Origin of the sequence: Ignatzschineria cameli, assembly GCF_003121895.1 — a bacterium.
Lineage (GTDB): Bacteria > Pseudomonadota > Gammaproteobacteria > Cardiobacteriales > Wohlfahrtiimonadaceae > Ignatzschineria > Ignatzschineria cameli.
In genome coordinates, this window is the sequence record NZ_QEWW01000001.1 from 392,648 (window position 1) to 410,903 (window position 18,256).

Annotated in this window: 11 protein-coding genes; 1 reads left to right on the forward strand and 10 read right to left on the reverse strand. The window is 38.7% G+C overall.

The window, feature by feature from the left end:
- Nucleotides 1–16 precede the first annotated feature (16 nt).
- Entirely contained in the window at nucleotides 17–928 is a 912-nt protein-coding gene (locus tag DC077_RS01565) for a TrmH family RNA methyltransferase (protein WP_109201014.1), read from the forward strand.
- On the opposite strand, the gene DC077_RS01570 is transcribed toward DC077_RS01565, so the two are convergent.
- The 10 genes from DC077_RS01570 to putA all read right to left on the reverse strand — a co-directional run bounded on the left by DC077_RS01570 (nucleotide 890) and on the right by putA (nucleotide 18,184).
- Nucleotides 890–1,795 carry a PfkB family carbohydrate kinase gene (locus DC077_RS01570; RefSeq protein WP_109201015.1) on the reverse strand — a complete coding sequence of 302 codons (906 nt, stop codon included), beginning with the start codon at nucleotides 1,793–1,795 and terminating at the stop codon, nucleotides 890–892. The genes DC077_RS01565 and DC077_RS01570 overlap by 39 nt on opposite strands.
- Entirely contained in the window at nucleotides 1,785–3,947 is a 2,163-nt protein-coding gene (locus DC077_RS01575) for a pentapeptide repeat-containing protein (protein WP_109201016.1), read from the reverse strand. The genes DC077_RS01570 and DC077_RS01575 overlap by 11 nt, the downstream gene beginning before the upstream one ends.
- A gap of 269 nt (nucleotides 3,948–4,216) precedes the next feature.
- Nucleotides 4,217–5,404: an MFS transporter gene (locus tag DC077_RS01580; protein ID WP_109201017.1), complete on the reverse strand. Its 1,188-nt coding sequence runs from the start codon at nucleotides 5,402–5,404 to the stop codon at nucleotides 4,217–4,219.
- A 367-nt stretch (nucleotides 5,405–5,771) separates the two neighbouring features.
- Nucleotides 5,772–5,942, reverse strand: a complete 171-nt coding sequence (locus DC077_RS10815) for a hypothetical protein (protein WP_157953465.1) — start codon at nucleotides 5,940–5,942, stop codon at nucleotides 5,772–5,774.
- A gap of 83 nt (nucleotides 5,943–6,025) precedes the next feature.
- Complete coding sequence (locus DC077_RS01585) at nucleotides 6,026–6,289, reverse strand: Txe/YoeB family addiction module toxin (protein WP_094568096.1); 264 nt, start codon at nucleotides 6,287–6,289, stop codon at nucleotides 6,026–6,028.
- Nucleotides 6,282–6,539, reverse strand: coding sequence for a type II toxin-antitoxin system Phd/YefM family antitoxin (locus tag DC077_RS01590; RefSeq protein WP_109201018.1), 258 nt, complete (start codon nucleotides 6,537–6,539; stop codon nucleotides 6,282–6,284). The genes DC077_RS01585 and DC077_RS01590 overlap by 8 nt, the downstream gene beginning before the upstream one ends.
- A 290-nt stretch (nucleotides 6,540–6,829) precedes the next feature.
- The gene (gene avs2, locus DC077_RS01595; protein ID WP_109201019.1) at nucleotides 6,830–11,488 is read right to left on the reverse strand and encodes an AVAST type 2 anti-phage system protein Avs2; all 4,659 of its coding nucleotides are present in this window, start codon (nucleotides 11,486–11,488) and stop codon (nucleotides 6,830–6,832) included.
- 21 nt (nucleotides 11,489–11,509) lie between these two features.
- Nucleotides 11,510–12,706, reverse strand: a complete 1,197-nt coding sequence (gene avs1a / locus DC077_RS01600; protein ID WP_157953466.1) for an AVAST type 1 anti-phage system MBL fold metallo-hydrolase Avs1a — start codon at nucleotides 12,704–12,706, stop codon at nucleotides 11,510–11,512.
- Between the two features lie 368 nt (nucleotides 12,707–13,074).
- Nucleotides 13,075–14,670: a sodium/proline symporter PutP gene (gene putP, locus DC077_RS01605; protein ID WP_109201021.1), complete on the reverse strand. Its 1,596-nt coding sequence runs from the start codon at nucleotides 14,668–14,670 to the stop codon at nucleotides 13,075–13,077.
- A gap of 310 nt (nucleotides 14,671–14,980) precedes the next feature.
- The gene (gene putA / locus DC077_RS01610) at nucleotides 14,981–18,184 is read right to left on the reverse strand and encodes a bifunctional proline dehydrogenase/L-glutamate gamma-semialdehyde dehydrogenase PutA (protein WP_109201022.1); all 3,204 of its coding nucleotides are present in this window, start codon (nucleotides 18,182–18,184) and stop codon (nucleotides 14,981–14,983) included.
- Nucleotides 18,185–18,256 lie beyond the last annotated feature (72 nt).

Here is an 18,256-nt window from a genome sequence, read left to right on the forward strand (position 1 = left end):
GGAGCAGGCAATATTTATGGAACGAGTCATAAACCTTACAAGAGCGGAGATCAGCTCCCATCAAAACCCGCGGATTAAAAGTTTGCGACGTTTAATCCAGAAGCGGGAGCGAGATCGTACCGGATCTTACCTTATTGAGGGATTTCATCTTCTTGAAGAGGCTTTACTGAATGGCGCTGAGGTGGAGAGTATTCTCTATAGCGATGCGATGGTGGCTCAACATGCAGAAGATTGGCAGAAGATTGAGGTGGCTTTAAGTCGCTACATCAAACATTTAGAATCTTCTTTACAATCATCTCCCTCAAAATCGGATGCCACTCTCTCGATAACAACTGTTGAACTGATCACAGTGCCGGAGAGTATTATAAAATTACTTGCCGATACGGCAACCCCTCAGGGCGTGCTGGCGGTAATTCGGCAACCGAGTAGGACTCTACACTCTTTTCTCGCTTTAGGAGAGGATCGACCTCTACCGCATCTTCTGCTTCTCGATGGTGTACAAGATCCCGGGAATGTCGGCACGATGATTCGCACCGCTGAGGCTGCCGGCTTTCAAGGGGTTATCTTAGGAGAAGGGTCTGCAGATCTCTATAATCCTAAGAGTATTCGTGCAACACAAGGGGCGCTCTTTCAGATTCCGATCTTAAGTGGCGTGTCTCTACTGAACTTATTACCTACGCTCCATGAGGCAGGTTACTGCTCTTGGGTCACCACATTAGAGGATGCTCAATTTTATACGCAACTAACGAATCCTAAGCGATGCGCGCTTATAATGGGCAATGAGGGGCAAGGCGTCTCACCACAATTACAAAAAATGGCGAAGCAGAAGGTGAAGATCCCGATGTTAGGTGCGACAGAATCACTCAATGTAGGCGTTGCGGCCGCTATTTTAATCTACCATCTCCTCGAGGGGGATCATGGCGCGTAGCTCATTGAGATAACGCTGAAAGTAGACTTCATCAATCTTCTCTTTAGGATAAGTCTCTTCCTGCTCTAAGATGGCGGAGACCACTTTCGCGGCATGTGTTACCACCCGCTCTAAAGAGAGTTCAGGCTGTGTTAGAAGCGCATTTGTGATCAGTGCTGTAAAGATATCGCCCGTTCCGCCAAAATGGATCGGGATCATCTGGTAGGGGATTTTAAAGTAGTGATCCTCACGTGCGCAATATCCAAAGATATAGAATTGATCAAGAATCTTAACACTTGTGATCAGAATAGACTGAGCCCCCATCTCATGGAGTGATTTGAGCCAATCATAGACCTTCGCTTCAGTGACATGATGATAGGCTTGCTCCTCTCCTAAAATCAGTAAAGCTTCCGTAAGATTAGGGATAATCAGATCTGCGAGCGCAACAATATCACGCATGCCGGCAACAAGTTCATGGGAGAGCCCACTGTAGAGTTCACCCCAATCGCCCATAATTGGGTCGGCAATAAGAAAGGGGGGCTTCTCCTGCTCTGCAATTAATCGTTTAATGATAGCTACTTGTGCTTGAGAGAAGAGAAAGCCGGTAATTAAGAGATCAAATTGAAATTGATGCTTCTGCCATATCTCTAGGGTCTGCGCCATATAATCTGTCAATTCATAGACAACGGCATCACCATAATCGAAGCTATTAGAGACGACAGCAGTAGGAAGGCAGCTTAAGGTGCGATTTTTGGCAGTTAAAAGTGGTGTCATCACCGAGAAAGAGACTTTACCAACGCCGGCAAAATCACCGACTAAGAGGATCTCATGATGATCTTTTTGTTCATGGGGTCTCAATCTCTGTTTATTAGAACGATCAGTCATCATTACCTTTAATCTTTTTGGTGTTTTCAGTGTTTTCAGTACCCTGGGAACGATCTTTGCTTTTGGGGCTCTTTTTCTCTACTTTGCTCTCTCGTTCGTCTCTATTAGGAGATGCTTTTGGTGCTCGCTTAATCTCTTTGTTGCCATTTTGCTCTTCCTTCTCTCTCTCTTCTCGGCGTTGTGATTGGTCAAAGTCGGTAAACATGCGCGTTACTAAGCGCTTCTCCTTGCGATTGAGTGCATCATAGAAGGCTTGATATTGGCGATTTTTCTCTTTAAACATCCGATGGAAGACGGCAAGATATTCACGAGTATTGATCTGCTCTAGGCTACGATGCCCACTATAAACTTCACCAGGTTGAGGATTAGAGCCACTTCGCATTAAGGTCTCATGCGCTTGTCGCGCCTCAATAATGGGAATGCGCCATTTAGGTTGCTCTAATAAGCGTTGATATTGCATATAGAGATCGGGAATCTCCTTAATCGCTTTAATATTTTCTGGATTATTGGGATTGATATAGATAGGGAAGTTGAGTTTAAGATTCTTCTCATCATCAGGATGGCGAGGGTGTAATTCAATAATCGCCTCTTGCTCTAGGCTTGTAACATTCGCAAAGCCGGGAAGACCATTGATCCCTAGAAGTTCAATTCGATCTTCCATAAAGTCTTCTAACGTAAAGCGGGTATGCTGCATTGTGGTGCCGTAGAAGTAAGCTTTATGAAAAATATGTTGGAAGTTAGCACGAATGCAATTTGCATACTTAAATGTGGTATTGGTAATTTGTGCCTTTATAAAGCGTGCTTCTGTTAGATCACTCATGGTAAAGCTCGAGATATTGAGAGTTGCGTAACTGAAGTTAGTATCGAAACAATTACTATAATCGAAAGTGACATAGTTAAGACGCGCATAGGTAAAATTAACATTGCGCAGATTCATATTCTCAAGATCGGCATGATCGCTATAGACCCCTTTAAGGATTGAGCTTGCTAAATTGAGTTTAAAGTTGAGTGCACGAACTAATGTCTTATCGTGACTATGCTCCTTTTTACTTAAAAGACGAAAGAGAATCGCGATTTCGTTGCCGGGCTCCTCTTCATGTTGTCGAATCACCTTTGAGTCATCATCGTAACGTTCTGCATAGGCTCTTGAGAAGCGTGTTTTAGCGATTGAAGGATAGTAGGTGAGGAGATACTCTTCACTATTAGTCAAGGTACGAATATGACCACAGAGAATACTGAGAACTTGCTCATGAAGGGAGAATGCTTTGAGATAAGCCTTAATTTGAGATTGATCCGCAGGATATTGCTTAAGATAGCGTTTCTTTAAGGAGGCTTGTCCCTTTGTCTCAGCAGCTGAGAGCGGCTTACTCGTCATATAAGGAATAATGGGATAATCTTTATAGCGATGATAATAGACATTGTAGTAACGGCTATCGAGGTAAGGAAGTGCTTTTACGGCATCTTTCACAATCTCCCATAAGATATAGATTCCTCCTAAACGGACTGATTCATTCTTATCCCCTAATAATTTAATACCCTCTAACATTCGGCGATCGACTTCACTTTCACGATCTTTCTGCTGGGTATATTCAAGGTGTTTCTCTGAGTGGCGCAGTGAGCGATGGCGTACTGAGGCTACATAGGCAGAGACACTAAAACCTAAGACGGCAAACGCACCAAAGTAGAGTGAGGTAAGAAAGGTATATTCACCACCATAGAGTTTTGATGGGGGAACTTGGGCGATCAGTGAAACAATATCAACAAAGAGTAGCGAGAGAATCAATACCATTGGAATGGCAAAGATTCCCATTACAAAGAGACTATGCTGGCTACTTAATCGCTTTAAAATGATCGATGCATTAGGCGTTTTGGCATAGAGGATAAAACGCTTGAGCCCCGTTAGTAGCGCATTGTAGAGCATACTAAAGATAAAGAGCGTTACCGGAATAATAAAGGCAAGGCTAATTAGGGAGATGCCATTATGAAAGGGCGAGTGAACTGCAAGCCACAATCCAACAGGAATAAAGGCGAGCAGATGTGCTGCGATCCGCCGATTACGGCGACTCTTAAGTGCCCAAGTGATTAAGCGATGAAGGTGTTGTTTAATACTTTTACCGTAATTGAGGAATTGCGTCATATCTTTACCAAAAATCATATTTTAGCTCTCAATTATGCCATTAATAGGAATAAACTGCATTAAGCCATTCGGTTCTTCTATTTTTTGTTCAACTTATTCAGCATTCGCTTATTATTTGATCTTATTGCACTTATTGTCTGCTACCCCTTTTGTTTTTCTTGCTGTTGTTATCCTTATTATCACCATCCTCCTCATCATCCGTTATCCTTATGTTATCGTCTTTATCACTATCTGATTGTTATCAGTTGCTATCAATTGCTATTAGCTCCTATGACTCGTGCTGATGCTTATTGCAGCGCTTTCTCTTCCTCTTTAGGGAGCAAAAAGGTTAAAACGCCGATAATAGGAAGAAAAGAGGTAAGAACAAAGACAGTCTGAAGTGAGGTAACATCGGCAAGCCAGCCGAGGAAAAGAGCGCCGATACCACTCATCCCAAACATCAGGCCAAAGAAGATGCCGGCAATCATGCCTACGCTTCCAGGAACTAGTTCTTGTGCAAAGACAACAATTGCCGAAAAGGCGGAGGCTAGAATCAAACCAATAATAACAGCACAGATCATCACGCCGATAAAGGGGAGATGGGGAAGTATTAATGTAAAGGGAAGGGTGCCCAACATGGAGAACCAGATCACCGATCTACGGCCGATTCGATCACCGATAGGACCGCCGGCAAAAGTACCAATCGCGATTGCAGCGAGAAAGAGGAAGAGGAGGATTACTGCATTGGAGCGTTCAATATCAAATTTCTCAATTAGATAGAAGCTAAAGTAGTTAGTGAAGTTAGCCATATAGAAATATTTTGCAAATATCAGGACACCGAGAGTAATAAGTGCCCAGATTGTTCTTCTTTTTCCATAAGGGAAGGTGATTTTTCGAGCGCTTACTTTTTGTTGATTTCGCTGATACTCTCCTCCCCAATGGCCAAGATAGGTTAAAAGTACAATAGCGGTAATACCGGCAATGACAAAGTAGAGGATATTGTTCTGATTGGCATACTTCACAATCACAATACCGGCAATAAGCGGGCCAAAGGCTGATCCCATATTACCGCCTACTTGAAAGATCGATTGAGCTAAACCAAATCGACCGCCTGAAGCGATGCGCGTGAGTCGTACGGCTTCAGGGTGAAAGATTGAAGAGCCGACTCCCATCATTGCAGCAGCGATTAAAAGATGGTGATAGCTTGTTGCAAAGGCAAGGAGCGTAATACCACTTGTGGTAATCACCATGCCGGTTGGAAGGAGGTAGGGTTTAGGATGTTTATCGGTCCAAAAGCCGATGGCAGGTTGTAAAATAGAGGCTGTACATTGGTAGATTAAGCTAATAAGGCCAATCTTAGCAAAATCGAGGAGGAAGAGTTCTTGCAGCATCGGGTAGATGGCAGTGAGCATCGATTGAATAAAATCATTAAGCAGATGGGCGGATCCCAGCATCAGTAAGATGGGCACGGCAGTCTGTAGTGAACGGGTTTGCATATTCCTCTCTATCCTCTTATGATCATTTCGGTAGCGACTGTTATTGGTAGGGTCATTGCTATCGATTTCTGATCTATCTCTACTATATCTACAATTTAAGGGTGGTTATTATCTATATTATCTATTCTTATTATTTTTTTAAATCCTTCAAATATGGGGATTTAAGGTCGGGATGTAAGCGATAATTTCTATCTGCTCTATTTGAAAGTATCAGAGTTTATCGGCGGACTCAATTGTTAGATTAGCAAATCAGATCTCTCTAATTTTCCCTACTCTATTTTTTATATTTGATTCCATAAGAGGACTTGTGGAAAGGCGGGAGAGAACAATTTCGTTCTTATCACGACTGCATGCCCGCAGATTGGCATCAATGATAGCCGGGGATAAGATTGTTAAAGTAGCGATACTTGCCGGCGCGTGATTTTGAGAAGCATGCGATGGTAAGGACCGGCAACAGAAAGATTGCCATCTGTCGGCATGAGATTTTTGGAAGAACGGGATAGTAAGATCCGACAGCATTCAGCTTCTTTTTAATCAATGATTCTTAAGATCATCACTTTGCCGGCATGAAGCTCTGTTTTATTCTATTTTTATTGAATCTATAGACTTTAATCGCATCGGTTAATAATGGAATCTACATTGAACAATCGATATTCTCTTATCTGTTACTTCGTAGACTAATCGATGTTTTTCATCAATTCTTCGACTCCAAAATCCAGAAAGATTAGCTTTTAGTGCCTCCGGTTTGCCGGTACCCTCAAAAGGTGTTCTTTGACACTCCTTGATTAAATTATTAATGCGTTTAAGAGTTTTTCTATCTTGTGTTTGCCAGTAGAGATAATCCTCCCATGCGTGTATTGTCCATTCGATTGTTCTACTATTCATCCTCAATTAGATCTCTCTCAACTTTTTTACCGGAACGCAATTGAGCGATTGATTCAGTTAAGCGATTAGCATTATTGGGAGATGAGAGAAGATATAAAGTCTCCATCAAACTATCATAATGTTCTTGTCCCATAATGACGGCATGTCCTCCCTCTTTTCGAGTAATAAATGCAACATCAGCATCATTATTAACCTTATCTAAGACAGATTTGAGATTATTGCGTGCATCTGAATAGGTAAATATATGCATATTGGTCTCCTGTTGAGTCAATCTATTATTATAGATCTATATATTAAATATAGATTTCAATTGTACAGTTTCTTGTACAATTGAGCAATGAGATAGGAGCAATAGTTGCAGAGAGAGGAGAAAAAATTGTGTTTGATTCAGTAAGAGAATTAGTGGAGGGGAGGGAACTGATTATTTTGTGCTAAATAAGAATCAGTTAGGACTATTTTGGAATATTAATTTTATGGGTTCATTAGCGTATATTCTTGTTTGGAGTTTTCACTAAAAACTGTATAAATTTATGTAGCCTACTACTCATCAGTGCGTGAAGTCGGGTGTTCTGTAAATTTTTTAATGTTTATCTCATATACTTTTTGAGAATCTGATTTTATTCCATATATGCCATTAATATTGAGTCTTCCTTTATCGTGATTTAAATCACCACCTATAAATAACCTTTCTCCCTGTACAGTCCAAATAATCTTTAACTCATTCTGTTGTAAATACTCTAAGAATATTTGCTTTTTAATCAATAAACATGGTGGTGAGTTAGGATCAACTCCCATTTCTTTACAAATAACGTTACCTTTGGAGTCCACCATTTCCCCATCCTGTATACCGTGTGATAACTGTAAATGTTCAACAATATGTAAAGCTGGCTTTAAAAAGCTTATGGAAGACTCTTTAGAAGCATCGTATTCATCATCTGAAGAGTACTTTTGAGTTGTCACAATACAATCACCTATATATCTCTCATCTGGTTTACTTGGGTAGTTGCTTTCACTAATTTCTTGCCAAAATTTATTCTTATATCCATTCTCAGGATGAGTTAACATGGCCTGATAAGCTGGAGACCAGTAAAACTCATGAGAAAAAATGTTCCATGGACCTGATTGACTGGGCATACATTCTTTAGGAAAATCTTGCTTAGTCAATTGCTCACAAATTTCTAAATATTGATCGTGTCGGACGAGGTAACTGTGTAATTGTAGATAATACTCTTTTCTAGGGAACTCATAGTTATCTGCACCTAAGATTTTCTTCTCTTTCCATGATGGGTGGCTTTCTAGCACCAACCATTCCTCATCATTTTCATCCTGTACGTTTAGCAAGGATGCTACTTCTATTTCAGTATTAGCTGATGAGATCCATTCATCATCTGATGATTCCCAATCTAACGTTGGAGTCATATTCCACCAAGTCTCCTTATAATCACTGTAATAACTTGAGGTTTGTTGCACCATTAAAGCTGGATCAATATTTCTTGTTCGTGATAATTGCCAAGCCCCCAAGTAATCAACTATTTGATCAGAAGACAACATATGAAAATTATCACTTAAACGAGCTTTGTATTCATAATAAGCGATCCATTGATATTTTTTTCGAAGTGTCTCGATTCTTCTTGTATCCATTCGTCCTAAATATGGGGTATTTAATCTAGCTCTCTCCTCCACTGAATTACTCCAGCCTAATTCGATGACTTTAAGAAAAATCATGATTTGAGCAGTTCGAAGATCAAAATATTTCCCAGAATCTGATATTCGTTTGTAATCAGAAGACAAGAATGGCTCTATCAATTGTTCAAAATAATTTAGTTCTTCTTGTGTCAGAGATTCTCTAAAGTTTTTTTGATTTTTTTCAATCTCTTCAGTAGATTTTTTCCCCGCAGATACAGAGTAAGAAATGCCTCTGATACCAGCATCTTTATACAAATTGGGGTCAAGGGCATTTAAAAAATCTAACTGTTGTTTCGTTAAGCTCTCTTTGAATTTTTTAAATACTAATTCTCTATCAGTAGGTTCTTCATCTTTTTTGTTTCCAGACCAATCTCTTGTTCCATGATTTGTACCAATGATATAGCGAGCAAAATCACTACCACTCATAACAGAATGCCATAGAACTCTATATTCAGGATCATCTTTATATTGGATTTTTAGTTCTTCTAATGTTGGTAAATTATCAGGCCACTCAGAATGGTAAGGCGGGCGGACTTCTTCAATATCAAACTCTAAGAAAATTTGAAGATAATTAGTGTATTCAATAATGTTACAAGCATAATCTCGCAATAGAACATTCGGAATAATGGCAGTTTTATCTTTAAATATAATTTGAAAAATATAATGACTTAATTCTTTTAGAGATTCTTTATCATTACTACGCAGTACTACACCATAAGCTACTGCGAATAGCCTTTCGTAAACATATAGGTCATTAACACCTTCAAACTTTTGAAGTAAATCTTTTACTAAATGCAAACGATCCGTGAGGATATTCACTAATGCTTTTGTAGCATGATCTCTTAAATGTCGAGTAGTACTTGTTAAAAACCAAGATAATGTGATGCTAGTTAAAAGCAATGATTCATCTGAAACATAATCAAAATCCTCAGCTTCTCTTGCCCAACGAATCAAACGGTCTATCGAACTGTTTTCTTTATAATTATTATTTAAATATGCTGTCCATTCTGTGTCTCTATCGATAAGAGAAAAGCTCAATAGATTTTTATGAAGCCAGTTAGAGTTAAGATAAAAGTTGGGGATATTTGAAAGAGATATTTGGGTATCAAAAAAATGATTGTAACTATCCTCATAAGGTAGAACATTCTCATTAAGAAATGGCAAAATGTTGTCTGCTACTGTTACATGTTTTCGCCATAGCAAGCTATCAATCCATGAATTTCGAATTATTTCATGTTCTTTAAGTTCTAATGTAACCAATTGATATAGCTCGATATTGAAAAGCTCAGGGAGTTGAATAGATAGTGCATCAATAACCCCTCGATATCTATATAAGTTAACATCTGAGCTAAAACAATAATGCAGAGGGCCTACTTTTGAAAAAAGATTTTGGATATCTTCTGTTTCTCTCAATATTTTATTTATATACAAATGATCCTCTAAACGCTCATATGCTACATAAACTATCTCTGAATATTCTTGGGAGTTATAATCAAATACATAGTCTTTAGTTAAAATTCCTCCAGATATTAAATGTTCTATAAAGCCTTTTTCAGATATAAAATCTTTCACACTATTATCTATCAGCCGATAAGCATCTCGATATGTAATAGATTCAGACTGGGTTTCATATTTTCGAGTAATAAAGGCATTAATAGCATCTTGGACTAGATTTAAACTTTTACTGCAATAATTAAGTTGATTGGGTGTTGATAAATATTTATTAAGGCTATCTATGAATAACTCATTAATTTTTGTAATTCCTTGAAAGCCTTTCTGAATACTAGTTAATCCAGAACGACTTAAACCTTCACAAAATAACTTTAAGAAAAGAGGATTTTGAAACTCTGGATGAAGAAGAGGAATTTTTGGCAATTCTATATGATAATTTTTGAAAAATAGTTTGCTTGCTTCAAACTCGTGTCCACTAAATCCCTGATGATAATAAAAATTGATATTGAGCTTTTTACGATATTCCTTTGGAAAAATTAAGTCTGTATAAGAAGATCGTATAGATAAAACAAGAGCAATATAAGGATATTTTTGTATTTCTTGGATAAAGCTTAAGATATTATCTGGCCAGAAGTACCTTCCTGCTCCCTCATTAATCGCATCAATAGCTAAAATAACTCTCTGATTCCTTTTTTCTCCATATTCATTGAATTTTTCTAAAAAATTATTGCTTTGAATTCCTTCTAACCCTAACTGACTTAATATTTGTTGCCATGGTACTTTTTTTTCTAAAAAATGTTGACCAAGCAAAAATAGGCTTTCCATATTTTTATTGATACGTTTAGATATCGCATCACCAATCAAATGAGACTTACCTATACCTGCGTTACCCGCAATCACTAGTATAGGGTTATTGTAAATTTCTATTTCTTGATTTTTATTTAAATTTTCCTCAAAACTATATAACTCAAGCAGAAAGTCATATAGTTTTCTTTTAATATAATCACTAATCAACAGCTTATTTTTTTCTTCATCAGACAAATTTCTCTTTGACAACTCATTATTATAATTCTTAATTAATTCTAAAATATCACCTTGATACTTATTTAACTGTTGAATCAATATTTTAATATCTTCTAGTGGGATAGTTCGTTTTAATTTTGCCTTATCTCTAGTTAATTTAATCAAGTCTGTTAATACAATAGTCAATGCTGGGTGGCCCAACTCATATTTTTCAAGCGATGAATCAACGTCTCTGCCCACAATAACTAATTTATCTAGCCTTTTTTCTATAATATTTATGAACTGATCGGTTTGTCCTAGCGCTTCAAATATATTTAAATCTTCAAATTCAAAATTGATCTCTTGGCTGTATCTATTTCCCAAGTCATTAATTGCTTTCTTACTAATCCTAGTAAACCACGCTTGATCTATTAATAGTTTTTCGTTATCTAATCCTCCTAGATAAACCTCACGATAAGCAGCCTGCGTTGAAATATTATTCTTTTTAAGAAACTCATGAATAACTGAAATACTAATTGCCCCTAAGTACACACCTTCTTGTCTGATTAATATGCCTATAACTTGTTCGTTAATGATGAGTGGGCTACCAGAAAAACCACTAAAATCCCTTAATTGTTCATTATGTTTCAATTTAATTTCATAAGTATCAATTTCTGGATTTAAGTTAGTTTGAATAATTGCGCCATTGATTGGTTGGCCTGTTTCGCGATGAACTTTTGGAAAACCAAAACTATTCCAAATATCTCCTTCATGCAAATCTTTTCTATACAATTGAAGAGGAATGATATTTAGATTATATTCACCAGTATCTATAATCTTTAATAGAGCAATATCTAAAAATTCATCATAAGCAACTAATTCAAATTTGTAAGGCTGATATGTTCCGTTTACTAGGATTTCTATTGTTGCAATATCAACTCTACCCTTGATGACATGACAAGCTGTTAAGATATGATCTTGATTAATAAAGAAGCCTGTTCCACCAATATCATCGTTATGTTTTGAATTAGTATTGATTTTAATAATAGAGTTTTTCATTAATATTAATAACCTATTTCATTAAATGGAAATTTCTAAGTTTTCATCAACAACAGTAACGCTATACTGGAATGTTCTCATTAGGTCTGGATTGTTGAATAATCTATAAGCTTCATGTTCATAGTTAAAATAAAGGTATCTAGTTTTCTCAGTTGGCCGATTTATAATTCTTGCTAATGTCTCAAGGTCAGGGTGATTAAATGATTTACTGTTTGTTGAAATAATGTATTTTCCAGAATCAATTAGGTTCAAGAGTGATGGAGATGTATTTCCTTTTGACCCATGATGAGAAACCTTAATGGCATCAAACCAAATACTTTTCAAGTCAGGATAAAGCTCACGTAGACTTTCTTCAATTACTGTTGGGTGTGAGTCTCCTAAAAAAAGAACCTTTTTCCCTTTATAAGAAAGAATAAAAGCAATTGAACTACCATTAGGATAACGATTATCTTCGATAAAATCTTTATTAGATAGTTGTTCAATGTCGAGATCTTCAATTGAGATTGGCTTAGATTCCTTTTCTTCTAAACCTTCATCTATAGCCATTGAAAATTCAAAGGCATCATCGTAAAAAAGGTCTTTATCTTCTTTACCTAAATAACCTTTTCTCCGTAACTCACGAAACCAAAAACTTTTGAGATCATCTAGTTTTTGCTGATTAGGTGATAATAGAATTAATTCAATTTCTGATGTAAGTTGAACTGTTCTTTTGTTTTCTATCATCACAGCATTACCATCAAAGTATTTGTTCCAGTTATACTTTCCATGTTGGATCATTGAAGCTAAAGAAGAACCTTGCTCAGCACTAATTGATTTAGAACAGCCATCAATAGTAGTACTCTCTTCTGATTGAAGCCCTAGCATTTCTATCTTTTTAAGAATATTTTGATTTCGTTGCTTATAGCGTAAATCAGGGGCTTTTAACATTGAGCTTTGAATATGTCGGTAACTGTTATGCCAAATATCATTAATTTCAATAATTTTACTTTCAGTGGAGCTTTTGTTGTCTTTTAACAAAGAGAGAGAGCCACCAATGTGATCAGAATCAATATGTGTAATTATTAGGACGTTTAACAATTCACCTCGATCTTTAAGAGATTTGAGTTGTTGTTTTATAAAGTTATCATAGGTAGACTTTATTCCTGTATCAACTAATATATTAAAAGCTTGATTAGGAATAGAAATAAAAAAAGCATCTCCATGAGATGCAGGAATCATTTTAATATTTATATCCATTTTTAAATTTTGTCTTAAATTTATAACCGAAAGAGGTTTAGTATAATCATACTAATTAATTATATTTTCAGGTAGTTAATCTAACATTTTTGTTTTATCCAATCTGAGATTTCCACTTAATGGTTGTACGATAAATAAGATAAACTATTTTCTCTGAAAATATTACAGCCGGTGATATGTCACTGAAACCAGAGCTTGTAGTTTCACGTTGTGTGAGATCCGACAAATAAAAAGGTAAGAGGAATAAAAAAGGGCACTCTTTAAAGAAGAGGCCCTATATAGCTTATTAACTCATTAACTCATTTGACTATTAAAATAGTGAGTTATCAATAGTTGTTGTGCAATAGCATTTACGAACGCATCGCCTCTTTATAGGCAACTGCCGTCTCATCGAAGCGATCCATAATTTTTTGTGAAGGACGGCTAAAGAGACTGACGATGACAATCGTGATTGAAGCGAGAACAAATCCAGGCACAATCTCATAAAGATTGAGGATTGGGAATTGTGCGAGGATATCAGCAACTTCAACATTGCCACTTGCCGCTAACCACTCTTTTACTTTCGGGAAGATAATCACAGTGAGTGCGCCAACAATCATGCCGAAGAGAACCCCATTACGTGAAGTACGTTTCCAGAAGATAGAGAAGATCACAACAGGTCCAAATGCGGCACCAAATCCTGCCCATGCATAGGAGACGAGCGAAAGAACTTTACTATCAGGATTGTAAGCAATGTAGATCGAGATCGCGGCAACAAGGAAGACCATCATACGACCAATCCAGACTAACTCACCATCAGTTGCTTTTGGACGGAGGAATCCTTTGTAGAGATCTTCTGTTAAAGCACTTGAAGAGACCAGTAATTGGCAACTTAAGGTACTCATAACTGCAGCTAAAACACCAGAGAGAACAATACCGGCAATCCATGGGTTTAAGAGTACTTTTGCTAACTCCATAAAGATCGATTCAGCATTACCTTTCACCACTTCGCCTGCAGCATTAACACCCCCTAAGACATTGATCCCCTCTTCCGGATGCTCTAAGAAATAGGCATAACCGAAGAAACCGACAGAAACAGCACCAATTAAGCAGAGCGCCATCCAAGTAATAGAGATACGGCGTGCCGCTGGGATTGTTTTTACAGAATCTGCTGCCATAAAGCGAACAAGAATATGAGGCTGACCACAGTAACCTAAACCCCACGCAAGGAGAGAAACAATGGCAATCCATGTTAATCCATGGGTGAAGTTGAGGTGTTTTTCGCTCTCATTACGTACCACTTCGATGGTATTCATAATGTCAAATTCCCCAAAGTTATTCATCTTTAAGATGACAACAACAGGAACTAAGAGAAGAGCGAAGATCATCAATGTTGCTTGAACGGTATCAGTCCAACTAACGGCGAGGAATCCCCCAATAAAGACATATGCAATTGTAGCAATCGCACCGACCCAAATTGCAACATCATATTGCATGTTGAAGGTAGATTCAAAGAGTCTCGCACTTGCGACAACACCAGAAGCACAATAGATAATGAAGAAGAAGAGGATGATAATGGCAGAGATAATTTTAAGAATTTTACTCTTATCATCAAAACGGCTGTGGAAGTAATCAGGGAGTGTTAAAGCATCATTCGCCTTTTCTGTAAACATCCGTAGACGACCTGCGACAAAGAGCCAGTTAAGATATGCCCCTAATGTAAGGCCGATGGCAATCCAAGATTCAGAGATACCGGCAATAAAGACAGCGCCCGGAAGGCCCATCAATAACCAGCCACTCATATCAGATGCTCCTGCCGAGAGCGCGGTGACGACACTTCCTAGGCTTCGACCGCCGAGGATATAGTCAGAAAGATCTTTTGTTGATTTATATGCATAAAACCCAATTCCAATCATCGCAATAATATAGATGAAGAAGGTGATATGCAGCGGTTGTAATCCACTCATGTAATGCTCCTTTGATTCATTTTGGTGGTATGTAACGATCGATCACTTTTAGATTTTTAGTTAGATCTTTACCGTTTTAAAACGATCATCTTTAATCTCAAATCAAAGGGGAGAGTAACTCTCGGCCTAAGGATTGAAATATTGATGCTAAAAGTGAGTCGTTATCTTCTCTTTTACTTTTCTTTTAAATAGATTAATTGAATATGATTAACAGAACTCATCTTGCAGAGCGATCCACCACAATGGAACAAAAAAGGATAATTATGCCATTTCTGCTCCAAAAGTGGGGATAAACTCTTTATGATGAATACTATTTAGACGAGGAGGATTCCTCTTTAGCCGGGTGGTCGCTCTGATTTCCCTCATCGACAGCATAAGCTTGAGTGAAGAGTGCTGCATCACCGCCAATGGCTGCTGTATTGATGGAGAGTGAGTGCTCACTCATAAAGCGGAGTAGGTAGTTAGGCCCACCTGCTTTTGGCCCTGTTCCTGAAAGACCCATACCTCCAAAGGGTTGTACTCCAACAACCGCCCCGACCTGATTACGATTGACATAGAAGTTACCGATACGCGCGCGCTCAACAATATCGTTGACAAAGGTATCATTGCGACTATGAATTCCCATCGTAAGGCCATAACCAGTACGATTCACCTCATCTAAAAGACGTGGAAGATCATCACGTTGGTATCGAACAATGTGGAGAATAGGTCCAAATTGCTCCTTCTCTAATTCTAAGATCGAATCGATCTCAAAGATCACAGGAGAGATATAAAAACCATTTTGACAAGAGCTTTCTGGTGCTTGTGCAAGTAATTTCCCTGCAGCTGTTAATTTTTCAATATGTGCCATTAAACCGGCTTTAGCGCGCTCATCAATAACGGTACTCACATCTGTCTTACGCTCAAAGGGAAGTCCGACCACATAATCTTGTAGTGCTCCTTTAAGAAGTTCAATAATACGATCAGCGATCTCATCTTGTAGGTAGAGAACACGAAGTGCAGAACAGCGTTGACCGGCACTCACAAAGGCAGATTGAAGGACATCATGAACGACCTGCTCAGGAAGTGCGGTTGAGTCTACAAACATCGCATTTTGTCCACCTGTCTCTGCGATCAACATCGGGATTGCGCCATCTCTTTCAGCAAGATTGCGATTGATCGCTTTCGCCGTACCTGTTGAGCCGGTAAAGCAGACACCAACAACTCTTGGATCTTGAGTAAAACGATCTCCAAGAAGCTTTCCATCTCCGGGGAGAAGGGCGATAACAGATTGTGGTAGACCTGCTTCAAAGAGTAGTTCAACCGCTCTGTGAGCAATCATGGGGGTTGCTTCAGCGGGTTTTGCTAAAACGGTATTTCCGGTGACAAGTGCGGCAACAACTTGACCTAGGAAGATTGCTAATGGGAAGTTCCATGGGCTAATACAAGCAATGACCCCTTTTCCACTATAAGAGAGTGTGTTGCGCTCCCCTGTAGCACTACGGAAGAGGATCTCATCTTGATATTTCCGTGCTTCCATAGCGTAGTAACGACAGAAATCTACCGCTTCACGCACCTCATCGACGCCATCTTGAATCGTTTTTCCTGCCTCTAAACTACAAAGAGCGATCAGCTCCTCTCGACTCTCTTCTAAGAGATCGGCAAATTTTTCGATAATTTCCGCACGCGCCTTAAATCCGAGGGCATTCCAATCGAACCAAGCATTTTGGAGCGTTGTAATGGCTGTTTCAACATTCTCGATAGTGGCTGTACTGACTTTACCCACAAAGCGTTTCTGATCAGCAGGGGAGTAACTCTCTACAAAGGGATTGCCAACAACATTTTTCCCACCAATAATGGGCGATGCTTCCCAATTTTTTTGTAGGAATTTCTCATAAGCTTCAGAGAAGGGATTCCAAGTTGAGCTAATATTGCTATTGAGGCCACGTGAGTTACGGCGCTTTCCGTAGAGGTTGTCAGAATAGATTACCGCCGGGTTTTTGATCGAATCATATTGAGAGAGAAGTGTAATCGGATCTTCAACTAAAGATTCAATTGTTACCTCAGGATCGACTAGTTGATGAACAAATGAGGAGTTTGCCCCATTTTCGAGGAGACGGCGAACCAGATAGGGAAGAAGGTCATGGTGCTTTCCGACCGGCGCATAGATACGGACGCTGCAGCCACGTTTCTCCATCACCTCATTGTAGAGAGCTTCTCCCATACCGTGGAGACGTTGGAACTCAAAATGAGGATTATTGGCCATATCACTAATATTGAGAATAGCGGTCACTGTCTGTGCATTATGGGTCGCAAATTGTGGTTTGATATGATTTTGCGCCATCGGTGAGAGAAGATATTTTGCACAAGCGAGATAAGAGATATCGGTACTCTCTTTGCGTGAAAAGAGTGGGAAGTTATTTAAACCACGAACTTGTGAATCTTTAATCTCGGTATCCCAATAAGCACCTTTCACAAGACGAACAGGGATTGTTGTCTTTTTCGATTTTGCAAGTAGAGTAGCCCAGATTAAGGTGGGAAGTGCATGCTTAGCATATCCTTGGACCACTAATCCTAATCCGCCCCATTGAGCGATCTCATTAACTTCAAGAAGCTTCTCAAAGAGTTCTAAGGAGAGCTCTAAACGATCGGCTTCTTCCGCATCGATACTGATCTCAACTTCTCGTTCTTTACCTAAAAGTGCTAACTCTTTAACACGTTCGAAGAGCTCACTCATTACCAAATCTTTATTAGCAACATTGTAGCGAGAATGTAGCGCAGATAACTTAATCGAGAGTGACGGCTTAGGACTCTTAGGGAGCGGGCTCTCTTTTCCAACTGCGAGGAGCGCTTGTTTATAATCTTGAAAATAGCGTTCGGCATCCGCTTCAGTCATTGCCGCTTCTCCGAGCATATCGAAGGTATAGGTATACCCTTTATCTCGGAGTTTTCTACCATTAGAGAGTGCTTCTTCAATTGTCTCACCTAAGACAAACTGTTTTCCCATCACCTTCATCGCCTGGTAAGTCGCCCGGCGAATAATCGGCTCACTCAATTTGTTACAGACTCGTTTAAAGATCCCGCTTGCTTCATTTACATCGATAATATTCCCGGTGAGGATCAATCCCCAGGTTGCAAAGTTAACAAGGCTTTTATCACTATTTCCGCGATGGCTCTCCCAATCGATGCCTGTCAATTTATCTTTAATAAAGGCATCGGCAGAAGCTTTGTCGGGAATTCTTAGATACGCTTCTGCAAGACACATTAAGACTAATCCCTCTTTTGTGGAGAGATTATATTCACGCAAGAGTGCATCTAACGAGCTCTCAATATCGGGCTTGCTACGAATATCCTGAATAAGAGAGAAGGTCTCTTGGCGAATCTTATTTGATGTGGTGGCATCAAACGTTAAACTCTCTTTCAATCTGTTAACACAGATATCCTCATCTTCAAGATAAGTCTTACCGATCAATGGAAAGAATTCCGTGGGGGATAATGCCGGTAATTGCTGATCTTGTAAAATTTTTGTGAGCATCACTCATTCTCCTCTGATGTGAAGATCAATCGATTTAATCTCGTGATTAAAATCCATGGTTTACATTTTTTG